This window comes from Parasphingomonas frigoris (assembly GCF_036663815.1).
GTDB lineage: Bacteria > Pseudomonadota > Alphaproteobacteria > Sphingomonadales > Sphingomonadaceae > Sphingomonas.
On the sequence record NZ_JAXOJQ010000002.1, the window covers coordinates 646138 to 663499 of the forward strand.

Below are 17362 nucleotides of genomic sequence, written 5' to 3' on the forward strand. Positions count from 1 at the left end.
GATTATCCCAAGGGAGCATTTCCAATGCGCACGTTTTTCCTGGCCGCGGCACTCGCGGCGACCACGCTTTCCGCCATGCCCGCTGTCGCACAGGACTATCGCGACGACCGGCAAGACCAGCGTGCCGATCGTCGTGACGATCGCGCCGACCGCCGAGAAGATCGCCGTGAAGATCGCCGCGAGGATCGACGCGAAGACCGCCGTGATTTCCGCCAGGACATGCGGCAGGACGCGCGTCAGGATCGGCGCCAGGCGATCGGCCAGCGCAATTGGCAGCAGTATCGCAGCTACGACTATAATCGCTACGAGCCGGGTCAGCGCACCTATTATGCCGATCGCTACTATCGCGACGGCCGCTATTACCAGCCGCGGCGCCTGGGTCGCAACGACCGCATCTATCGCGGCAGCGACAACCGTTACTATTGCCGGCGCAGCGACGGGACGACCGGCCTGATCATCGGCGGCCTCGCCGGCGGCCTGCTTGGCAACACGCTGGCAGGCGGCGGCTCGCGCACGCTCGGCACGCTGATCGGTGGCGGCGCGGGTGCCCTGCTCGGCCAGTCGGTCGATCGTGGCCAGGTGCAGTGCCGCTAAGCCTTGCGGCTGGTTGAACGGAGGGCCCGGCGCGCAAGCGTCGGGCCTTTTTCGTGGCTCAGATCAGCCCGCCGCCAAGAAGCAGCCGGACGACGGCGACGACGAGCACGAACAGGTTGAAATTGCGCCCGGACTTGTAGCCCGACAGCATCCCGATCGCCGCGCCGACCACCGCGAGCGGGATCGCCAGATAGTTGGCGAGGCCGAAGAACGGCACCAGGCCGACCAGCGCCACCGGCAGGGCGACGAGGCCAACGAAGATCGAGATCAGGTTTACAATAAGTCCCATGACGCTCAGCATGGTCAACATCGCGGTGGCGCGCAAGCGGTCGCGGCTGGTAAAGCTAATTTTAAGGAAAAACGCTGTATAGATGGGGCTGCTAGGGGAGTTCGACCTTCGATGGACCGCACACGTCTGCGCCTGATGACCGCGCTGATATTGCCGCTCGCCCTGGTGGCGTGCGGCAAGCGCGCCGATGACCGCAATCTCGATACGCTCGACAACGAGCTGGTCGACGCCGGCGCCGGATCGAGCAACGCCAGCGACCCGGCGATGACCGCGGCGCTGCACGACCAGATCATGGTCGATCCCGCGCTTGCCCAGCATTCCAATGCCGACACGGTCCGCCCGCCGGCCGAACCCTATTCGGGCGGGGTGCCGCCGGTGACGATCGCGCAGACACCTGGCAGCACGGCGAGTGCCGACGGCAGCGCGGGCACCGCCACCAGCCAGACGATCAAAGCCGCCCCAGCGCCCGCGTCCAAGGATTGCCCGAGCTGCAAGACGGCGCGCGAATCGCTGACCCTCGGTGCGCTTGCCAAGCGCCAGAGCGACCGCCGCACCAGCAACTGCGCGGGCGCGCTGCGCTATTCGGCCGACTGGGCGACCCGCCTCCCCGCCGACGTTCCGCTCTATCCCGGCGCCCGTGTGGTCGAAGCGGCCGGCGCCAACAGCGCCGATTGCCGCCTGCGCGCTGTGAGCTTCGCCACCGGCGCGCCGCTCAAGACGGTCATCGACTGGTACTATACGCGCGTCACCAACGGCGGCTTCAGCGCCGAGCGTCAGTCCGATGGCGCCGAGCATACGCTGGGCGGGACGCGCGCCCGCGACAACGGTGCCTATGTGCTGTTCCTCACCGCACGCCGCGATGGCGGGACCGACGTCGACCTGGTGGCGAACAACGGCGGCTGAGCGATTTCGGGCACGGTGTGCCCGTGATCGCGCCTTCTGCCGCACGAGGTTCTCATTTCGCGCAATAAGCGCTAACGCACGCGCTATGTACCAACTCATCCTAGTCATGGCCGGAGGCGCGCTCGGTTCGGGCGCGCGATTCCTCGTCGGACGCGCAACGCTCGCCGGTCTCGGCCCCAATTTCCCTTATGGCACGCTGACCGTGAACCTGGTCGGCGGATTCGCGATGGGCCTGCTCGTCGGGATCCTCGCGCGGACCGCTGCCGCCGAGGATTGGCGGCTGCTGCTCGGCGTCGGCGTGCTCGGCGGCTTCACCACCTTCTCGGCCTTCTCGCTCGACGTCGTCACGCTGATCGAGCGCGGCGACCTGACCACCGCGCTCGGCTATACGCTCGTCTCGGTGATCGGCGCGATCGCGGCCGTCTTCCTCGGCCTTTCGCTGACACGGGTGGCAGCATGAGCAAGGCCCCCACCACCGCCACCACCAAGGCGACCTCGGACGTCCGCCAGTTCAACGTCGGCGCCGACGATGACGGGATCCGGCTGGATCGCTGGTTCAAGCGGCATCTGCCCGACACCAGCTTCACCACGGTCGCCAAATGGGCGCGTACCGGCCAGCTGCGCATCGACGGCGCGCGCGCCAAACCCGGCGATCATGTCGTCGCCGGCCAGTCGATCCGCGTACCGCCGGCCGAGCCGGTCCGCGTCGACGCCCCCGTCAAGCGCGAGCGCCCGCCGCTGAGCGACGATGAGATGACCTTCGCGCGCGAGATGGTGATCCACCGCGACGCGCAGGTGATCGTGCTCAACAAGCCGCCCGGCCTCGCCACGCAGGGCGGGACCAAGACGATCGAGCATGTCGACGGCCTGCTCGACGCGCTGCAGGACGATCTCGAGGGTCGTCCAAAGCTCGTCCACCGGCTCGACAAGGACACGTCGGGCGCGCTCGTCATCGCGCGCACCGCGCGTGCGGCAGGGTTTCTGTCGAAATCCTTCTCGTCGCGCACCGCGCGGAAGACCTATTGGGCGCTGGTCGTCGGCGTTCCCTCGATCGAGGACGGCACGATCGAACTGCCGATCGGCAAGCAGCCGGGCTCTGGCGGCGAGAAGATGCACGTCGACGAGAAGGAAGGCAGCCCCGCACGGACGCGCTACCGCGTGATCGAGATGGCGGGCACGACCACCGCCTGGGTCGAGCTGATCCCCTATACCGGGCGCACGCATCAGCTCCGCGTCCATCTCGCGGCGATCGGGCATCCGATCGTCGGCGACGGGAAGTATGGCGGGCAGGCCGCGTTCCTCACCGGCAACATCAGCCGCAAAATGCATCTGCATTCGCGGCGGATCCGGATCGATCACCCCGACGGCGGTCAGATCGACGTCCAGGCCGAGCTGCCGACGCATTTCGCCGAGAGCCTCAAGCAATTGGGCTTCGACGAGATGCTCGGCAACACGATGCCGCTCGAGGAGCCCCCGCCCCCGAGCCGCGCGGTCAAGAAGCAGCAGGCACGTCAGCATGCCAAGACGGTGCGCAAGGACCGCAAGGGCGAGCGCCGGCGGCGCGGCGCGGCGACGTAAGCGCCATGCGCGGCTGATGCATCCCGATTCGACCTTCCGCTGGGAAGATCGCGCGGCGATGCGCGATCTGGTGCGCGCGCTCGGCTTCGGCACGCTGTTCGCGGCGACGCCCGACGGGCCGCGGGTGGTGCACCTCCCGGTGGTGTGGCTGGATGACAGCACGCTCGCGCTGCATGTCGCGCGCGGCAATGGCATCACGCGGCATCTCGATGGTGCGACCGGGCTGTTCGTCGCGCAGGGGCCCGACGGCTATGTCAGCCCCGACTGGTATGGTCTGGGCAACGAGCAGGTGCCGACATGGAATTACGTCGCGGTCGAGCTCGAGGGGCGGATGCGGCGGATGGATCAGGCCGGGCTGGTCGCACAGCTCGATCAGCTCTCGGCCGAACAGGAAGCGCGGCTCGCGCCCAAGCCCGCCTGGACGCGCGCGAAGATGACGCCGTCGGTGTTCGAGCAGATGACGCGCGGGATCGTCGGCTTCACGCTCGAGGTGCAGGGCTGGCGCGGCACGCGCAAGCTCGGGCAGAACAAGCCTGCGGCGGCGCGGTTGGCGGCGGCGGACGGGGTCGAGGCGGCCGGGCGGCGCGGGATCGCTTACTGGATGCGCAACGCGTGACGGGGAGCAAACCTCTATTGCCTGCGCCCCCCTCCCCTTCTTCCCCGGCGAAGGCCGGGGCCCAGTCGCGAAGGTCGAGATCATCACGCGCAGCGCTGCCACGGCAAACCGCTCGCTCCTGGGCCCCGGCCTTCGCGGGGGAAGCGAGAGGGAATATCGGGATGAGGATTTAGGACGATGCTAAACCCCCTCCCCAACCGCCTCGCGCTATTCGATTGCGACGGCACGCTGGTCGACAGCCAGGCCAATATCTGCCGCTCGGTCGAGGAAGCCTTCGCGATCGCGCGGATCGACGCGCCGGCACGCACCGCGATCCGGCGGATCGTCGGGCTGAGCCTGGTCGAGGCGATGCAGATGTTGCTGCCCGACGGCGACGACGCGCTGCACCGCAGGCTGGCGCAGGATTATAAGGACGCGTTCTTCCGGTTGCGCAGCACCGGCGCGATGGCCGAGGAGCCGCTGTACGAGGGGATCCTCGAGGTGCTCGACATGCTCGCCGCCGATGGCTGGATGCTCGGCGTGGCAACGGGCAAGTCGGATCGTGGCCTCGCGCACATCCTCGCGCATCACGGCATCGCCGCGCACTTCATCACGCTGCAGACCGCCGATCGGCATCCGTCGAAGCCGCATCCCTCGATGATCGAGACCGCGATGGCCGATGCCGGTGCGATTCCGGCGACGACGGTGATGATTGGCGACACCAGCTACGACATGCTGATGGCGCGCGCGGCGGGCACGCGGGCACTCGGCGTGGCGTGGGGCTATCATCCGGTCGACGAACTGACCGCGGCGGGCGCGCATGCGATCGCCGATGCCGTCGCGGCGCTGCCGCGCCTGATGCAGGAGCCGAGTGCATGAGCGACCCCGACGCCACCGTCCGCAATCGCTATTTCGCGCTGGCCGGCACGCGCCTGCTCGGCGCGGCGGGCGCGATGCTCGGCCTGATCCTGATCGCGCGCGCCGAAACGTTGGTCCCGAAGATCATCGGCACCGCGCTGGTGCTGTCGGCCATGCTGATGATCGCAACCGTCCCGCGCGCGCTGGCGCGCCGCTGGCGCACGCCGCCGGGGAAGTAAGGGGCGGCCCCCTCACTTCGAGCGCTTCCCCGGCGAAGGCCGGGGCCCAGGAGCGCAACGCCCGAGTGCAGGCCACTGCGCTTCGTTACCATGGCCATCACGACTGGGCCCTGGCCTTCGCCGGGGAAGCGTTTGCGGTTGCGCTGCGCTCGCTCCTTTCAAGTCAGCCCCTAAAAGCGCTAGGGCTCCGGCCATGAAGCGTTTCTGGACCAGCGTCACCCTCGACCCATCGCGCGCCGTCTTCCTCGACGGCAAGCCCGTGCGCACCCCCGGCCGCGTGCCGCTGGCCTTGCCGAGCGACGCGCTCGCCGAAGCCGTCGCCGACGAGTGGCGCGCGGTCGAGGGCGAGATCGACCCGCGGACGATGCCACTGACCGGGCTCGCCAATGCCGCGATCGACCGGATCTCGCCCGACCCGGCATTGTTCGCGCAAGGCCTCGCCGCATATGCCGAGAGCGACCTGCTCTGTTACCGCGCCGATTCGCCCGAGGATCTCGTCGCGCGGCAGGCGGCGGCGTGGGACCCGCTGATCGACTGGGCGCGGCTGCGCTACGACGTGCATATCGAGGTGGTCACCGGCATCCTGCATCGCGCGCAGCCGGCGGCGACGCTCGCGCGACTCGGCGATGCGATCGCGGCGCGCGGGGCGTATGAACTGGCGGCGCTGTCGCCGATCGTGACGATCGGCGGCTCGCTAATCGCCGCGCTGGCACTGGCCGAGCAGGCGACGACGCCCGAGCAGGTGTGGGACGCGGTGACACTCGATGAGGAGTATCAGGCCGAGCGCTGGGGCCGTGATCCGCTCGCCGAGGCTGGAATTGCGACGCGGCGGCGCGATTATGGCGCTGGCGTGCGGATGCTCGAATTGCTGCGGCGCTGACCGCCTTGTGCTCCTGCGAAGGCAGGAGCCCAGAGCCAGAAGCGGCTCGCTTCGCAATCCTGGGCTCCTGCCTTCGCAGAAGCACTGACTCTCACTTCTCCGGAAGCCGCCGAATAAACCCGATCATCCCGCGCTGGCGCGAGCGCTTGAGGCGTTCGGCGGTCAGGATCGTCTCGACGCACTCGTAGCAGTCGTCGAGATCGTCGTTGACCAGCACATAGTCGTAGCCGTCCCAATGGCTCACCTCGGCGAGCGCGCGGTCCATGCGGCGGTCGATCACTTCCTGCGTGTCGGTCGCGCGATCCTCGAGTCGCTGGCGCAGCGTCTTGAGGCCGGGCGGCAGGATGAAGACGCGGACGACATCGCCGCCGGCGAGCTGGAACAGCTGCTGCGCACCCTGCCAGTCGATATCGAACAAAATGTCCTGGCCGTGCTCGAGATCCTTGAACACGGTGTCGCGCGGCGTGCCGTAGCGCTCGTCGAACACGCGCGCCCATTCGAGGAACTGGTCGTCCTCCGCCATCGCGCGGAAGGTTTCCTTGTCGACGAAGTGATAGTCCTTGCCGTCGACCTCACCCTTGCGCGGCGCGCGCGTCGTATACGACACCGACATCTTGATGCGGTTGCGCTCTTCCTTGAGCAGGCGGTTGGCAATCGTGGACTTGCCCGCGCCCGACGGCGAGGACAGCACGAACATCAGCCCGCGACGCTTGAAGTTCTTGGGCTGGGAGGAGCGATGATCGACCATGCGCGCTAGTGGCGCGGGCATGCCCCTCCGTCAAGGCGTGGTGTCGCGTCAGGCGGCCGGCCGGTCCTCACCGAAGGCGCGCGTCTTGAGCTCGCTGAGCCCGCGCAGCACGAGCCAGCCGGTCGCGAAGGTCAGCGCGAGCGGGATCACCGCCTTGACGACATTGGCGACGATCGCACCTTCGATCGCGCCATCGACGCTGCTATCGTCGCCGCTCGAGCCATCAATTGCCGCACCGATCGCGGCGCCGATCATCGTCGTGAAACTCATCGTCTGTCTCCAATTCGTTACGCTCAGCGCACGAAACGGGCGTTGGTTCCGGACGCTGTCAGACCATGCTTTCGGGGCGGACGAGCCGGTCGAAAGTAGCGGCGTCGACCAGGCCGAGCGCGAGCCCCGCTTCCTTGAGCGTCAGCCCTTCCTTGTGCGCATGCTTGGCGATCTTGGCGGCATTGTCGTAACCGATCTCGGGGGCGAGCGCGGTGACGAGCATCAGCGAGCGATCGACCAGCTCGGCGATTCGGTCGCGATTCGCTTCGATCCCCTCGACGCAACGCTCGGCGAAGCTCGCCATGCCGACGCTCAGCAGGTCGATCGAGCGCAGCAGCGCGGCGCCGAGCATCGGCTTGAACACGTTGAGTTCGAGATGCCCCTGCAAGCCGCCGATCGTGATCGCCTGGTGGTTGCCGATCACTTGTGCCGCAACCATCGTCAGCATCTCGCACTGCGTCGGGTTGACCTTGCCCGGCATGATCGAGCTGCCGGGCTCGTTTTCGGGAAGGTGCAGTTCGCCTAGGCCGGAGCGCGGGCCCGAGCCGAGCAGGCGCACGTCGTTGGCGATCTTGGTCAGCGCGACGGCGAGCGTGTTGAGCGTGCCCGACAGCTGGACGATCGGATCGTTCGAGGCGAGCGCTTCGAACTTGTTGTCGGCAGTGACGAACGGCAGGCCGGTGATCTCGGCCATCTCGTGCGCGAAGGCCGCGCCGAAGCCGTCGGGCGCGTTGAGCCCGGTGCCGACCGCGGTGCCGCCCTGCGCGAGCGCGAACAGCTCGGCCTGCGCCGTCCAGATCCGCGAGCCGGCGGTCGCGACCTGGCGCTCATAGCCCGAAAACTCCTGGCCGAGCGTCAGCGGGGTCGCGTCCTGCAGGTGCGTACGGCCGATCTTGACGAGATCCGCCCACGCCTCGGCCTTGGCGCCGAGCGCGCCCTTTAGCCGGCCGTGCGCGGGCGAGAGGCGCTCCGTCACCGCGAGCGAGGCGGCGACGTGAAGCGCGGTCGGGAAGCTGTCGTTCGACGACTGGCTCATGTTGACGTGGTCGTTGGGGTGGACCGGGGTCTTGCCGCCGCGGGTGCCCGTGAGCACCTCGTTGGCGCGGCCGGCGATGACCTCGTTGACGTTCATGTTCGACTGCGTGCCGCTGCCGGTCTGCCAGATGACGAGCGGGAACTGGTCGTCGAGCTTGCCCGCGGCGACCTCTGCGGCGGCCGATTCGATCGCATCGGCGATGTCGGGGGCGAGACCGTGTGCGCGGTTCACGCGGGCGGCGGCCTGTTTCACTAACGCGAGCGCGTGGATGATCGCGAGCGGCATCCGCTCGGTCGCGGGGAAGGGGAAATTCTCGATCGAGCGCTGCGTCTGCGCGCCCCAATAGGCGGCGGCGGGGACTTCGACTGCCCCAAGCGAATCGGTTTCGGTGCGGGTATTTTCAGCCATGCCAGACTCCGTCATGCCGGGCCCGTCCCGGCATCCACCGGGCCGCAAAGCCGAACGTGCGGCATGTGTGGCACGGTAGACCCCGGGACAAGCCCGGGGTGACGGAAAGTGCGGTATCGCTGCTGAACGCCTCCGGCGGAGTAAACCGTCCCCCGGACGGTTTACTTCTTCCGCTTGAAATCCACCGCGACGACGTTCGATCCGTCCTCGACCGGCTTGTGGACCGGCTCGTCATTTTCGGCGGTGTCGTGCGGCTCGGGGCCTTCGGGCACGTCCTGCGCCTGGAAGCGCAGTTCGAAATTGACCGCGGGATCGTGGAAACCGGTGATCGCCGAATAGGGAATGACCAGCTTCGAAGCGACCTGGTTGAAGCTCAGGCCGACCGAGAAGCGCTCGTCGTCGACGACCAGATCCCAATAGCGGTTCTGCATCACGATCGTCATCTCGTCGGGAAACCGCTCGAGCAGACGCTGCGGGATGTCGACGCCGGGCGCCTGCGTCTTGAAGGTGATGTAGAAATGGTGCTCGCCGGGGAGGCCACCATTGGTCGCCACCGACCCGAGGACACGGCCGACCACGGCACGCAGGGCTTCCTGTACGATGTCATCGTAGGGAATCAGGCTATCGGGCATGCCATCGCTCATGCGCCCTTGGGTAGCGCGGTTTGATGGCGGGTCAAGATTGCATGCGTCCCTAACGGCGCTATGGGAAGCAAATGCGCACCGCCACGATCAGCCGCCGGACCAGCGAGACCTCCATCGACGTCTCGGTCAACCTCGATGGAACGGGGGCGTTCAACATATCGACGGGCGTCGGCTTCTTCGATCACATGCTCGAGCAGCTTAGCCGCCACTCGCTGATCGACCTCGACGTCAAGACCGTCGGCGACCTGCATATCGACCAGCACCACACCGTCGAGGATACGGGTCTGGCGATCGGCGCGGCGATCCTCGAGGCTTTGGGCGAGAAGCGCGGCATCCGCCGCTATGCCGACGCCCACTCGCCGATGGACGAGACGCTGACGCGCGTCGCGATCGACATTTCGGGGCGGCCGTATCTCGTGTGGAAGACCGAATTCTCGCAGAAGCGGCTGGGCGAGATGGACACCGAGATGTTCGAGCATTTCTTCCACTCGTTCGCGCAGACCGCCGGCATCACGCTGCACATCGAGACGCTGTACGGATCGAACAACCATCACATCGCCGAGGCGGCGTTCAAGGGTGTCGCGCGGGCGCTGCGCGAGGCGGTCGAGCTCGATCCACGCAAGGCGGGGGTGATCCCCAGCACCAAGGGGACGTTGTGAGCCACCCTATCTTCCTCCCCTCCGTGAAAGGGAGGGGTCGGGGGTGGGTCGGCCCGAGTGGTGACCTAACACCCGCATTAGGCCGACCCACCCCCAGCCCCTCCCTTCCAGGGAGGGGAGGCGCGTGACGCTCGCCCTCATCGATTACGGCGCGGGCAACCTCCACTCGGTCGCCAATGCGCTGAAAGCCGCAGGCGGCACCGACGTGCTCGTCACCGCCGATGCCGACGCGGTGCTCAAGGCCGACCGCATCGTCCTTCCGGGAGTCGGCGCGTTCGGCGCCTGCGCGGCGGCGTTGCGTGCGGTCCCCGGCATGGTCGAAGCCCTCGAGCAGCGCGTGCGGCGCGACGGCGTGCCGTTCCTCGGCATCTGCGTCGGGATGCAGCTGATGGCCGATACAGGCGAGGAGCACGGCGTCCATGCCGGGCTCGGCTGGGTCGCCGGCACGGTGCGGCACCTCACCCCCACCGACGCGACCGCAAAGGTCCCGCATATGGGCTGGAACGACGTCGTCCCAACCACCCCTCACGCGCTCATCGTGCCCGGCGAGGCCTATTTCCTGCACAGCTACGCCTTCGACGGCCCGAACGACTCCGGGGACACGCTGGCGACGACCGAGCATGCCGGCCCGGTCACCGCCGCGATCGGCCGCGACAATCTGCTCGGCGTGCAATTCCATCCCGAAAAGAGCCAGCGCTACGGTCTTGCGCTGCTGGAGAGGTTCCTGACGTGGCGTCCCTGATCATCTTCCCCGCGATCGACCTCAAGGGCGGCCAAGTCGTCCGCCTCGCCGAGGGCGATATGGACCGCGCGACCGTCTACGGTGACGACCCCGCCGCGCAGGCGATGCTGTTCGCCGAGCAAGGCGCCGAATATTTGCACGTCGTCGATCTTGATGGCGCATTTGCTGGCAAGTCGGTCAATGGCGAAGCGGTCGCCGAGATCGTCAAGCGCTTCCCCGGCCATGTCCAATTGGGCGGCGGGATTCGCGACCGCGCCGGGATCGAGCGCTGGTTCGACCTGGGCGTGTCGCGCGTGGTGATCGGCACCGCCGCGCTTGAGAACCCGGACCTGGTGCGCGAGGCTGCGCGCGATTTCCCCGGCGGGATCGTCGTCGCGGTCGACGCCAAGGACGGTTTCGTCGCGACCAAGGGCTGGGCCGATGTTTCGACCATCGAGGTCGCCGACATGGCGCGCCAGTTCGAGGATGCGGGTGTCGCAGCGTTGCTGTTCACCGACGTCGGGCGCGACGGGATGCTCAAGGGCGCCAACGTCCAGGCGACCGTCGATCTGGCGCGGGCGGTGAAGATTCCGGTGATCGCCAGTGGCGGGGTTAAAGGGATTGCCGAGATCCATGTGCTCGCGCTGCATGCGCGCGACGGGATCGAGGGCGTGATTACCGGGCGGGCGCTGTATGACGGCCGGCTCGACCTGGCTGCGGCGCTCGCCGTGGCGGCGGCGGCGTGAGCGGGCGCAACGGTCTCCCTCTCCCCGCTTGCGGGGAGAGGGTCGGGGAGAGGGTCGGGGAGAGGGGCAGTGACGGGTGCCGCCGCTCGACACTGCCCCTCTCCCTCGCATCGCTTCGCTCGCTTGCCCTCTCCCCGGAAGCAGGGAGAGGGAGAAGATGACCGTCCGCGCCCGCGTCATTCCCTGCCTCGACGTCGCCAACGGTCGTGTCGTCAAGGGCGTCAACTTCGTCGACTTGAAGGACGCCGGCGATCCGGTTGAGCAGGCCCGCGCCTATGACGCCGCCGGCGCCGACGAGCTCTGCTTCCTCGACATCGGCGCAAGCCATGAGGCGCGCGGCACGATCCTCGACGTCGTGCGGCGCACCGCGGAAGTGTGCTTCATGCCGCTGACCGTCGGCGGCGGGGTGCGCTCGGTCGAGGATGCGCGCGCGCTGCTGCTCGCGGGCGCCGACAAGGTCGCGGTCAATTCCGCCGCGGTCGCGCGGCCCGAGCTCGTCGCCGAGCTTGCCGACAAGTTCGGCAGCCAGTGCGTCGTCGCCTCGGTCGATGCGCGCAAGGTCGATGGCGGCTGGGAAGTGTTCACGCATGGCGGCCGGCGGGCGACGGGGATCGATGCGGTGGCGCATGCGCTGCGGCTGGCCGAGCTCGGGGCGGGTGAATTGCTCATCACCTCGATGGACCGCGACGGCACCAAGAGCGGGTTCGACCTTGCGCTGACCCGCACGATCGCCGACCAGGTGCGCGTGCCGGTGGTGGCGAGCGGTGGTGTCGGCGGGCTGGCCGACCTCGTCGCGGGGATCAGCGAGGGGCATGCAAGCGCAGTGCTCGCGGCCTCGATCTTCCACTTTGGCGAGGTCAGCATCGCCGAAGCGCATGCCGCGCTCGCGGCGGCGGGCATCCCGGTGCGCCGGCCCGTGGCATGATGCCCGTCACCCCGGACTTGATCCGGGGTCCATGCGGGCAGCTCGCACCCAGTGATCGGCGAGGTGTCGACGTCTCGCCTGGATGCCGGATCAAGTCCGGCATGACGGAACGTTAAGAGACCGAGGGTATCTTTCGATCATGCGCTTCCTCCTCGCCCTCCTGCTCGCCAGCCCTGCGCTCGCCGCGCCACATAGCGGTGTCGTCAAGGTCCGCACCGGGCCCGAACTCTCCGACATCATCCTGTTCGTCGTCGCGGCGCTCGGGGTCTGGCTCGTCCGGCGGGCGATGCGCGCGCGTTTCGCCAAGCGCGACACGCGCAAGGATTGACCTGCGCGCCCGCTTGGGCCAGCCCGCGGTCATGGCCGAAGATACACTCGACACCTTAGAGGCGACGATCCGCGCACGCCGCGGCGCCGATCCCGCGACCTCCTACACCGCCAAGCTATTCGCGCGTGGTCGCGGCAAGATCGCGCAGAAGGTCGGCGAGGAAGCCGTCGAGACCGTCATCGCCGCGCTGACCGAGGACAAGGCCGCGCTCGTCGGCGAGGCGACCGACCTGATGTTCCACCTGCTCGTGCTGCTCGCCGAGTGCGACGTGTCGCTCGACGATATCCGCGCCGAGATCCGCCAGCGCGAGGGCGTGTCGGGGATCGACGAGAAGGCCGCGCGCAAAGCCTGAAGGAGCCAACATGCCGATCGACGCGACGCAGCCGTATGATGACCAGAACATCTTCGCCAAGATCCTGCGCGGCGAGATTCCCGCGACGCGGCTCTACGAAGACGAATACGCAATCGCCTTTCCCGACATCGCTCCACAGGCGCCGAACCACATCCTGGTGATCCCCAAAGGCGCGTACGTATCGTGGGACGATTTCAGCGCGAGAGCGTCGGACGCCGAGATCGCCGGGTTCGTTCGCGCGGTCGGCACGGTCGCACGCGATGCCGGGCTGGTCGTGCCGGGCTATCGCCTGCTCGCCAATAGCGGCCTCGATTCGCACCAGGAGGTGCCGCACCTTCACGTCCACATCCTCGCAGGACGCAAACTCGGGCCGCTGCTCGCGCGCTAAGGGGATTGCGCCTGCCCGTTTTGCGGTTAGGTTTCCCGCCAACCAAAACTTTCGTGCCGGCAACGCTCCGGCCCAGGGGACTTATCGAATGGCGACACAGCCCACTACGGGTATTCTGAACCGCATGCTGCTCCGAAAGACCGTGGAGCAAGTCCAACGCGAGACACAGACCAGCCAACTCAAACGCACGCTCGGCCCCTGGAACCTCGTGTTCCTCGGAATCGGCTGCATCATCGGCGCCGGCATCTTCGTGCGGACCGGCAACGCCGCCGCGCTCCATGCCGGCCCGGCCGTCCTCATCTCGTTCCTGATCGCCGGCTTCGTCTGCGCGCTCGCAGGGCTGTGCTACGCCGAGCTGTCCTCCACCCTGCCCGTTTCGGGCTCGGCCTACACTTATAGCTACACCACGATCGGCGAGTTCGCCGCGTGGATCATGGGCGCGCTACTGCTGCTCGAATACGGTCTTGCGGCGTCGGTCGTCGCGGTCGGCTGGGCCGGCTATGTCGTCAGCCTGCTCGGCGATTTCGGGCTCGTCATCCCGGTCGAGCTGACCGGTCCGACCGGCCATGTCATCAAGCATGCGGTCGGCGGCGAGCTCGTCCCCGTGATCGTCAATGGCGCGCCGCTGACCTATCTGTTCAACCTTCCCGCCTTCCTGATCTGCGGCGCGATGACCGCCCTGCTGATCATCGGGGTGTCGGAGAGCGCCAAGGTCAACAACGTCATCGTCGCGATCAAGCTGACCGTGATCATCGCCTTCATCGTCATCTGCGGCGCGTTCGTGATCGCGCATTTCGACACGCTCAAGTCCAATTGGCAGCCCTTCATCCCGCCGGCCAGCGGCGACAAGGGCGAGTTCGGCTGGGGCGGCATCCTGCGCGCCGCCTCGATCGTGTTCTTCGCCTATATCGGCTTTGAGGCGGTCTCGACCGCGGGCCAGGAAGCCAAGAACCCGGCCAAGGATATGCCGATCGGCCTGCTCGGCTCGCTGTTCGTCTGCACCGCGATCTACATCCTCGTCTCGATCGTGATGACGCTGATCGTCAACTACAAGACGCTCGACGTGCCGGATCCCGTCGCGGTCGCGGTCGACGCGCTGGGCCCGCAATGGGCGTGGTTCGCCAAGCTGGTGAAGGCCGGCGCGATCGTCGGGCTGACCTCGGTCGTGCTCGTGCTGATGTACGGCCAGACGCGCATTTTCTACACGATGGCGCGCGACGGCCTGCTGCCGCGCGTGTTCGCAACGGTCCACAAGAAGTTCCAGACGCCGTGGGTCAACACGCTGCTCGTCGGGCTGATCACCGCGGTCGCCGCGGCGTTCTTCGACATCAACACGCTCGGCGACATGACCTCGGTCGGTACGCTTGCGGCGTTCGCGATCGTCTGCCTGTCGGTCATCTGGCTGCGGCGCACCCACCCGGAGATCCCGCGCGGCTTCCGCGTGCCGCTCTATCCGGTGGTGCCGGCGGTCGGCATTCTTACCTGCATCGCTTTGATCTTCACGGTCGAAAGCCGCGTGCTGGTGTTCTTCGCCTGGTACACGCTGGCGGCGATCATCCTCTATTTCGCCTACGGCATGCACAACAGCCGGCTGGCGAAGGGCCTCGACGAGGAAGACGGCCCCGAGCTCGGCGAATATGTCGCGCCGGTGCATCGCCCGTAAGGACGAGCACCACGCTGGACACGAAAAAGGCCGGGGATCGCTCCCCGGCCTTTTTTGTGCGTGCGGCGAACCGGGAGTTACTCCTCCCCTCCCTGGAAGGGAGGGGCTGGGGGTGGGTCGGCCCGTAGTCGGGCGGACCGTTCCCATTGAGAGCAACCCACCCCCGCCCCCTCCCTTCCAGGGAGGGGAGGATGGAGCGCTCGTTCAACCGAGCTTCGACGCCACAAGCGCCTTGAGGTCGACCTGCGCACGCGCGCCGTAATGCGAGATGATCTCGGCCGCGCAGACCGCGCCCATCTTGAGCGAATCGGCGATGCTCTTGCCCTGCGCCTGGCCGCGCAGGAAGCCCGCCGCGAACAGGTCGCCCGCACCGGTCGTGTCGACGACGCGCTCGATCGGCTCGGCGGCGACGCTGACGGTCTGCCCGCCCGAAACGGCGATCGCGCCCTTCTCGCTGCGCGTCACCACCAGCATCGGCACCTGCGTCGCCGCCTCGGCCACCGCCGCGTCGAAATCCTGATTGTCCATCAAGGCGGTGATCTCGGCCTCGTTGGCGAACATGATGTCGATCAGCCCATCGGCCATCAGCTGGCGGAAATCGCCGCCGTGGCGCGAGATGCAGAACACGTCGCTGAGCGTGAAGGCGACTTTCCGCCCGGCCGAGCGGGCGACGTCGATTGCGGCGCGCATCGCCTGGCGCGGTTCCTCGGGATCCCACAGATAGCCCTCGAGATAGAGGATCGCGGCATTGGCGATGAGTTCGCGGTCGAGCGCTGCCTCGGGCAGGAACTGCGACGCGCCGAGGAAGGTGTTCATCGTGCGCTGGCCGTCGGGGGTGACGAAGATCAGGCAGCGTGCCGTCGTAGGGTCGCCGTCGCGCGCGGCGGTGGTGAAGTCGATCCCGACCGCGCGGATGTCGTGCGCGAAGATGTCGCCGAGCTCGTCGCTCGCGACCTGGCCGATGAAGCCGCACTTGCCACCCATCGCCGCGATGCCGGCGACGGTGTTCGCCGCCGAGCCGCCGCTCGCCTCGATCCCCGGGCCCATCTTGGCATAGAGCGCATCGGCTTCCTCGGGCGAGAACATCAGCTGCATCGACCCCTTGGTCATCGCGGCTTCGGCGAGGAAGGCATCGGTCGACTGCGACAGCACGTCGACGATGGCATTGCCGATCGCGACGACGTCATAAGTGGGCTGGCTCAAGGATGGTCTCCGGGAAAAGGGCTCTTACCGCGTGCCGTACCGGGGGGGTGGAAGGCGCGCAACTCTCGTCACCCCGTCGAACGCCGGGGTGACGGGCGCGTGGGACGCGGCTAGGACCAGCCCCATGTTGCGTGCGCTCCTCCTCTCGCTCGGCCAGCTCGGTGATCGCAAGATCGTCGCAGTGTTCCTCAAGTCGCTCGCGCTGACCGTGGTGCTGATCGTCGCGCTCGGTGCCGCGCTCTGGTATGGCGCGACACAGCAGGCGGCGGAGTGGGGCTGGGACCCGGCGGCCGGCGGCGTGCTGGGCGCGGCGGCGTTGCTCGCGGCCTTCGCGATCAGCTGGTTGCTGTTCCGCGCGATCGCGATCGCGGTGATGATGGCGTTTGCCGACGACGTCGTCGTCGCGGTCGAGGCGCGGCACTACCCGCAAGCGCTTGCCACCGCGCGCAGCGTGTCGGTGTTGCGCGGCGCCGGTCTGGGCCTGCGTTCGGCGGCGCGCGCGATCCTGGTCAATCTGGCGCTCGCGCCGGTCTATATCGCCTTGCTCGTCACCGGCGTCGGCACGTGGCTGCTGTTCTTCCTGGTCAATGGCTGGCTGCTCGGGCGCGACCTCGGCGAGCTCGTCGCGGCGCGCCACGTGCCACCTGCGCTGATGCGAGACTGGCGCAAGACGGGCGCGGTCGACCGCTTCGCGCTGGGGGTTGCGGGGACCGCCCTGTTCATGGTTCCGATTGCGAACCTCTTCGCGCCGATCCTCGGTGCGGCGATGGCGACGCATCTGTTCCATTCGGGGCGAACGACATGAAGCTTTTCGGTGCAATTCTGGTCGGGCTCGCGCTGTCGGGCTGCGTCGCGAGCGGCGCGACGACAACGACTGCGCGACCGCCGATCATCCCGATCCCGACCGGGACGGCGGGTCTCGGCGGCGTGATCGGCGCGACCGCCGCCGGCCTCACCAGCTTGCTCGGCCCACCCGCCGCCGACATACGCGAGGGCACCGCGCGCAAACTGCAATTCACCAACGCGACCTGCGTGCTAGATGCCTATCTCTATCCGGGAACGCGCAGCGAGCCGGTCGTCACCTATCTCGATGCGCGCCAGACCGACGGCTCGCCGATCGACCGCGCGAGCTGCGTGGGAGCGTTGCAGATCGGGCGGCGGAAGTAAGGCTTAAGCGATTGGGGGGTACGTCCATCCCGCACACCTCATCCGTGCGTGCGCCCACTCCCCGGTTCACGCGCGTTGCCCCCTCCCCGTTCGTGCTAATCTTGTCGAAGCACTGTTCTCTCTTCCGGCGGTGGCAAGTCTCTCTTCCGGCGGTGGCAAGAAGGTCAG

Annotated in this window: 24 protein-coding genes; 18 read left to right on the forward strand and 6 right to left on the reverse strand. The window is 67.8% G+C overall.

The window, feature by feature from the left end; genetic code table 11:
• The first annotated feature begins 24 nt into the window (after window positions 1–24).
• Complete coding sequence (locus U1872_RS08445; RefSeq protein ID WP_332792439.1) at window positions 25–594, forward strand: glycine zipper 2TM domain-containing protein; 570 nt, start codon at window positions 25–27, stop codon at window positions 592–594.
• 58 nt (window positions 595–652) lie between these two features.
• Here U1872_RS08445 and U1872_RS08450 read toward each other — a convergent pair whose 3' ends face one another.
• Complete coding sequence (locus tag U1872_RS08450) at window positions 653–883, reverse strand: hypothetical protein (RefSeq protein ID WP_332792440.1); 231 nt, start codon at window positions 881–883, stop codon at window positions 653–655.
• Between the two features lie 111 nt (window positions 884–994).
• Here U1872_RS08450 and U1872_RS08455 point away from each other — a divergent pair, with 111 nt between their 5' ends.
• The 7 genes from U1872_RS08455 to U1872_RS08485 all read left to right on the forward strand — a co-directional run bounded on the left by U1872_RS08455 (window position 995) and on the right by U1872_RS08485 (window position 5936).
• Entirely contained in the window at window positions 995–1786 is a 792-nt protein-coding gene (locus U1872_RS08455) for a hypothetical protein (protein WP_332792441.1), read from the forward strand.
• A gap of 85 nt (window positions 1787–1871) precedes the next feature.
• The gene (gene crcB / locus U1872_RS08460; RefSeq protein ID WP_332792442.1) at window positions 1872–2246 is read left to right on the forward strand and encodes a fluoride efflux transporter CrcB; all 375 of its coding nucleotides are present in this window, start codon (window positions 1872–1874) and stop codon (window positions 2244–2246) included.
• Entirely contained in the window at window positions 2243–3364 is a 1122-nt protein-coding gene (locus U1872_RS08465) for an RluA family pseudouridine synthase (protein ID WP_332792443.1), read from the forward strand. The genes crcB and U1872_RS08465 overlap by 4 nt, the downstream gene beginning before the upstream one ends.
• 16 nt (window positions 3365–3380) lie before the next feature.
• Window positions 3381–3980, forward strand: a complete 600-nt coding sequence (locus U1872_RS08470; protein WP_332792444.1) for an FMN-binding negative transcriptional regulator — start codon at window positions 3381–3383, stop codon at window positions 3978–3980.
• A gap of 177 nt (window positions 3981–4157) precedes the next feature.
• Window positions 4158–4838: an HAD-IA family hydrolase gene (locus U1872_RS08475; protein WP_332792445.1), complete on the forward strand. Its 681-nt coding sequence runs from the start codon at window positions 4158–4160 to the stop codon at window positions 4836–4838.
• On the forward strand, window positions 4835–5056 hold the full coding sequence (locus U1872_RS08480; RefSeq protein WP_332792446.1) for a hypothetical protein: 222 nt from the start codon (window positions 4835–4837) through the stop codon (window positions 5054–5056). Before U1872_RS08475 ends, U1872_RS08480 begins: the two co-directional genes overlap by 4 nt.
• 193 nt (window positions 5057–5249) lie before the next feature.
• Window positions 5250–5936, forward strand: coding sequence for an ATP12 family chaperone protein (locus U1872_RS08485; RefSeq protein WP_332792447.1), 687 nt, complete (start codon window positions 5250–5252; stop codon window positions 5934–5936).
• Between the two features lie 91 nt (window positions 5937–6027).
• On the opposite strand, the gene gmk is transcribed toward U1872_RS08485, so the two are convergent.
• From gmk to U1872_RS08505, 4 genes are all read right to left on the reverse strand, one after another.
• Window positions 6028–6684: a guanylate kinase gene (gene gmk, locus U1872_RS08490; protein ID WP_332792782.1), complete on the reverse strand. Its 657-nt coding sequence runs from the start codon at window positions 6682–6684 to the stop codon at window positions 6028–6030.
• Between the two features lie 48 nt (window positions 6685–6732).
• On the reverse strand, window positions 6733–6954 hold the full coding sequence (locus U1872_RS08495; RefSeq protein WP_332792448.1) for a hypothetical protein: 222 nt from the start codon (window positions 6952–6954) through the stop codon (window positions 6733–6735).
• 58 nt (window positions 6955–7012) lie between these two features.
• On the reverse strand, window positions 7013–8398 hold the full coding sequence (fumC, locus tag U1872_RS08500; RefSeq protein WP_332792449.1) for a class II fumarate hydratase: 1386 nt from the start codon (window positions 8396–8398) through the stop codon (window positions 7013–7015).
• A gap of 161 nt (window positions 8399–8559) precedes the next feature.
• Complete coding sequence (locus U1872_RS08505; protein WP_332792450.1) at window positions 8560–9042, reverse strand: SspB family protein; 483 nt, start codon at window positions 9040–9042, stop codon at window positions 8560–8562.
• Between the two features lie 71 nt (window positions 9043–9113).
• Here U1872_RS08505 and hisB point away from each other — a divergent pair, with 71 nt between their 5' ends.
• The 8 genes from hisB to U1872_RS08545 all read left to right on the forward strand — a co-directional run bounded on the left by hisB (window position 9114) and on the right by U1872_RS08545 (window position 14824).
• Window positions 9114–9701, forward strand: a complete 588-nt coding sequence (gene hisB / locus U1872_RS08510) for an imidazoleglycerol-phosphate dehydratase HisB (protein WP_332792451.1) — start codon at window positions 9114–9116, stop codon at window positions 9699–9701.
• A 124-nt stretch (window positions 9702–9825) separates the two neighbouring features.
• A complete protein-coding gene (gene hisH, locus U1872_RS08515) occupies window positions 9826–10443 on the forward strand; it encodes an imidazole glycerol phosphate synthase subunit HisH (RefSeq protein ID WP_332792452.1) in 618 nt (205 codons plus the stop codon).
• A complete protein-coding gene (gene hisA / locus U1872_RS08520) occupies window positions 10431–11168 on the forward strand; it encodes a 1-(5-phosphoribosyl)-5-[(5-phosphoribosylamino)methylideneamino]imidazole-4-carboxamide isomerase (RefSeq protein WP_332792453.1) in 738 nt (245 codons plus the stop codon). The genes hisH and hisA overlap by 13 nt, the downstream gene beginning before the upstream one ends.
• Before the next feature lie 157 nt (window positions 11169–11325).
• On the forward strand, window positions 11326–12093 hold the full coding sequence (gene hisF, locus U1872_RS08525; RefSeq protein WP_332792454.1) for an imidazole glycerol phosphate synthase subunit HisF: 768 nt from the start codon (window positions 11326–11328) through the stop codon (window positions 12091–12093).
• 139 nt (window positions 12094–12232) lie between these two features.
• Window positions 12233–12421, forward strand: a complete 189-nt coding sequence (locus U1872_RS08530) for a hypothetical protein (RefSeq protein WP_332792455.1) — start codon at window positions 12233–12235, stop codon at window positions 12419–12421.
• 31 nt (window positions 12422–12452) lie between these two features.
• Window positions 12453–12773, forward strand: a complete 321-nt coding sequence (locus U1872_RS08535) for a phosphoribosyl-ATP diphosphatase (RefSeq protein ID WP_140847153.1) — start codon at window positions 12453–12455, stop codon at window positions 12771–12773.
• Between the two features lie 10 nt (window positions 12774–12783).
• Window positions 12784–13161, forward strand: a complete 378-nt coding sequence (locus U1872_RS08540) for an HIT domain-containing protein (RefSeq protein ID WP_332792456.1) — start codon at window positions 12784–12786, stop codon at window positions 13159–13161.
• 88 nt (window positions 13162–13249) lie between these two features.
• On the forward strand, window positions 13250–14824 hold the full coding sequence (locus U1872_RS08545; protein WP_165954510.1) for an amino acid permease: 1575 nt from the start codon (window positions 13250–13252) through the stop codon (window positions 14822–14824).
• 204 nt (window positions 14825–15028) lie between these two features.
• Here the strand turns inward: U1872_RS08545 and U1872_RS08550 are convergent, their stop codons facing one another.
• Window positions 15029–16027, reverse strand: coding sequence for an adenosine kinase (locus U1872_RS08550; RefSeq protein WP_332792457.1), 999 nt, complete (start codon window positions 16025–16027; stop codon window positions 15029–15031).
• A 124-nt stretch (window positions 16028–16151) separates the two neighbouring features.
• Between U1872_RS08550 and U1872_RS08555 the strand changes: the two genes are divergently transcribed.
• On the forward strand, window positions 16152–16832 hold the full coding sequence (locus tag U1872_RS08555; protein ID WP_332792458.1) for an EI24 domain-containing protein: 681 nt from the start codon (window positions 16152–16154) through the stop codon (window positions 16830–16832).
• Window positions 16829–17194 (forward strand): hypothetical protein, encoded by a 366-nt coding sequence (locus U1872_RS08560; protein WP_332792459.1) that lies wholly within the window; start codon window positions 16829–16831, stop codon window positions 17192–17194. Before U1872_RS08555 ends, U1872_RS08560 begins: the two co-directional genes overlap by 4 nt.
• Window positions 17195–17362: the final 168 nt, after the last annotated feature.

Excerpts from the sequence above, each read along its gene's own strand:
- U1872_RS08445 (WP_332792439.1), top strand. The coding sequence starts at position 25 with ATGCGCACGTTTTTCCTGGCCGCGGCACTCGCGGCGACCACGCTTTCC.
- U1872_RS08450 (WP_332792440.1), bottom strand. The coding sequence starts at position 883 with ATGGGACTTATTGTAAACCTGATCTCGATCTTCGTTGGCCTCGTCGCC.
- U1872_RS08455 (WP_332792441.1), top strand. The coding sequence starts at position 995 with ATGGACCGCACACGTCTGCGCCTGATGACCGCGCTGATATTGCCGCTC.
- crcB (WP_332792442.1), top strand. The coding sequence starts at position 1,872 with ATGTACCAACTCATCCTAGTCATGGCCGGAGGCGCGCTCGGTTCGGGC.
- U1872_RS08465 (WP_332792443.1), top strand. The coding sequence starts at position 2,243 with ATGAGCAAGGCCCCCACCACCGCCACCACCAAGGCGACCTCGGACGTC.
- U1872_RS08470 (WP_332792444.1), top strand. The coding sequence starts at position 3,381 with ATGCATCCCGATTCGACCTTCCGCTGGGAAGATCGCGCGGCGATGCGC.
- U1872_RS08475 (WP_332792445.1), top strand. The coding sequence starts at position 4,158 with ATGCTAAACCCCCTCCCCAACCGCCTCGCGCTATTCGATTGCGACGGC.
- U1872_RS08480 (WP_332792446.1), top strand. The coding sequence starts at position 4,835 with ATGAGCGACCCCGACGCCACCGTCCGCAATCGCTATTTCGCGCTGGCC.
- U1872_RS08485 (WP_332792447.1), top strand. The coding sequence starts at position 5,250 with ATGAAGCGTTTCTGGACCAGCGTCACCCTCGACCCATCGCGCGCCGTC.
- gmk (WP_332792782.1), bottom strand. The coding sequence starts at position 6,684 with ATGGTCGATCATCGCTCCTCCCAGCCCAAGAACTTCAAGCGTCGCGGG.
- U1872_RS08495 (WP_332792448.1), bottom strand. The coding sequence starts at position 6,954 with ATGAGTTTCACGACGATGATCGGCGCCGCGATCGGTGCGGCAATTGAT.
- fumC (WP_332792449.1), bottom strand. The coding sequence starts at position 8,398 with ATGGCTGAAAATACCCGCACCGAAACCGATTCGCTTGGGGCAGTCGAA.
- U1872_RS08505 (WP_332792450.1), bottom strand. The coding sequence starts at position 9,042 with ATGAGCGATGGCATGCCCGATAGCCTGATTCCCTACGATGACATCGTA.
- hisB (WP_332792451.1), top strand. The coding sequence starts at position 9,114 with ATGCGCACCGCCACGATCAGCCGCCGGACCAGCGAGACCTCCATCGAC.
- hisF (WP_332792454.1), top strand. The coding sequence starts at position 11,326 with ATGACCGTCCGCGCCCGCGTCATTCCCTGCCTCGACGTCGCCAACGGT.
- U1872_RS08530 (WP_332792455.1), top strand. The coding sequence starts at position 12,233 with ATGCGCTTCCTCCTCGCCCTCCTGCTCGCCAGCCCTGCGCTCGCCGCG.
- U1872_RS08535 (WP_140847153.1), top strand. The coding sequence starts at position 12,453 with ATGGCCGAAGATACACTCGACACCTTAGAGGCGACGATCCGCGCACGC.
- U1872_RS08540 (WP_332792456.1), top strand. The coding sequence starts at position 12,784 with ATGCCGATCGACGCGACGCAGCCGTATGATGACCAGAACATCTTCGCC.
- U1872_RS08545 (WP_165954510.1), top strand. The coding sequence starts at position 13,250 with ATGGCGACACAGCCCACTACGGGTATTCTGAACCGCATGCTGCTCCGA.
- U1872_RS08555 (WP_332792458.1), top strand. The coding sequence starts at position 16,152 with ATGTTGCGTGCGCTCCTCCTCTCGCTCGGCCAGCTCGGTGATCGCAAG.
- U1872_RS08560 (WP_332792459.1), top strand. The coding sequence starts at position 16,829 with ATGAAGCTTTTCGGTGCAATTCTGGTCGGGCTCGCGCTGTCGGGCTGC.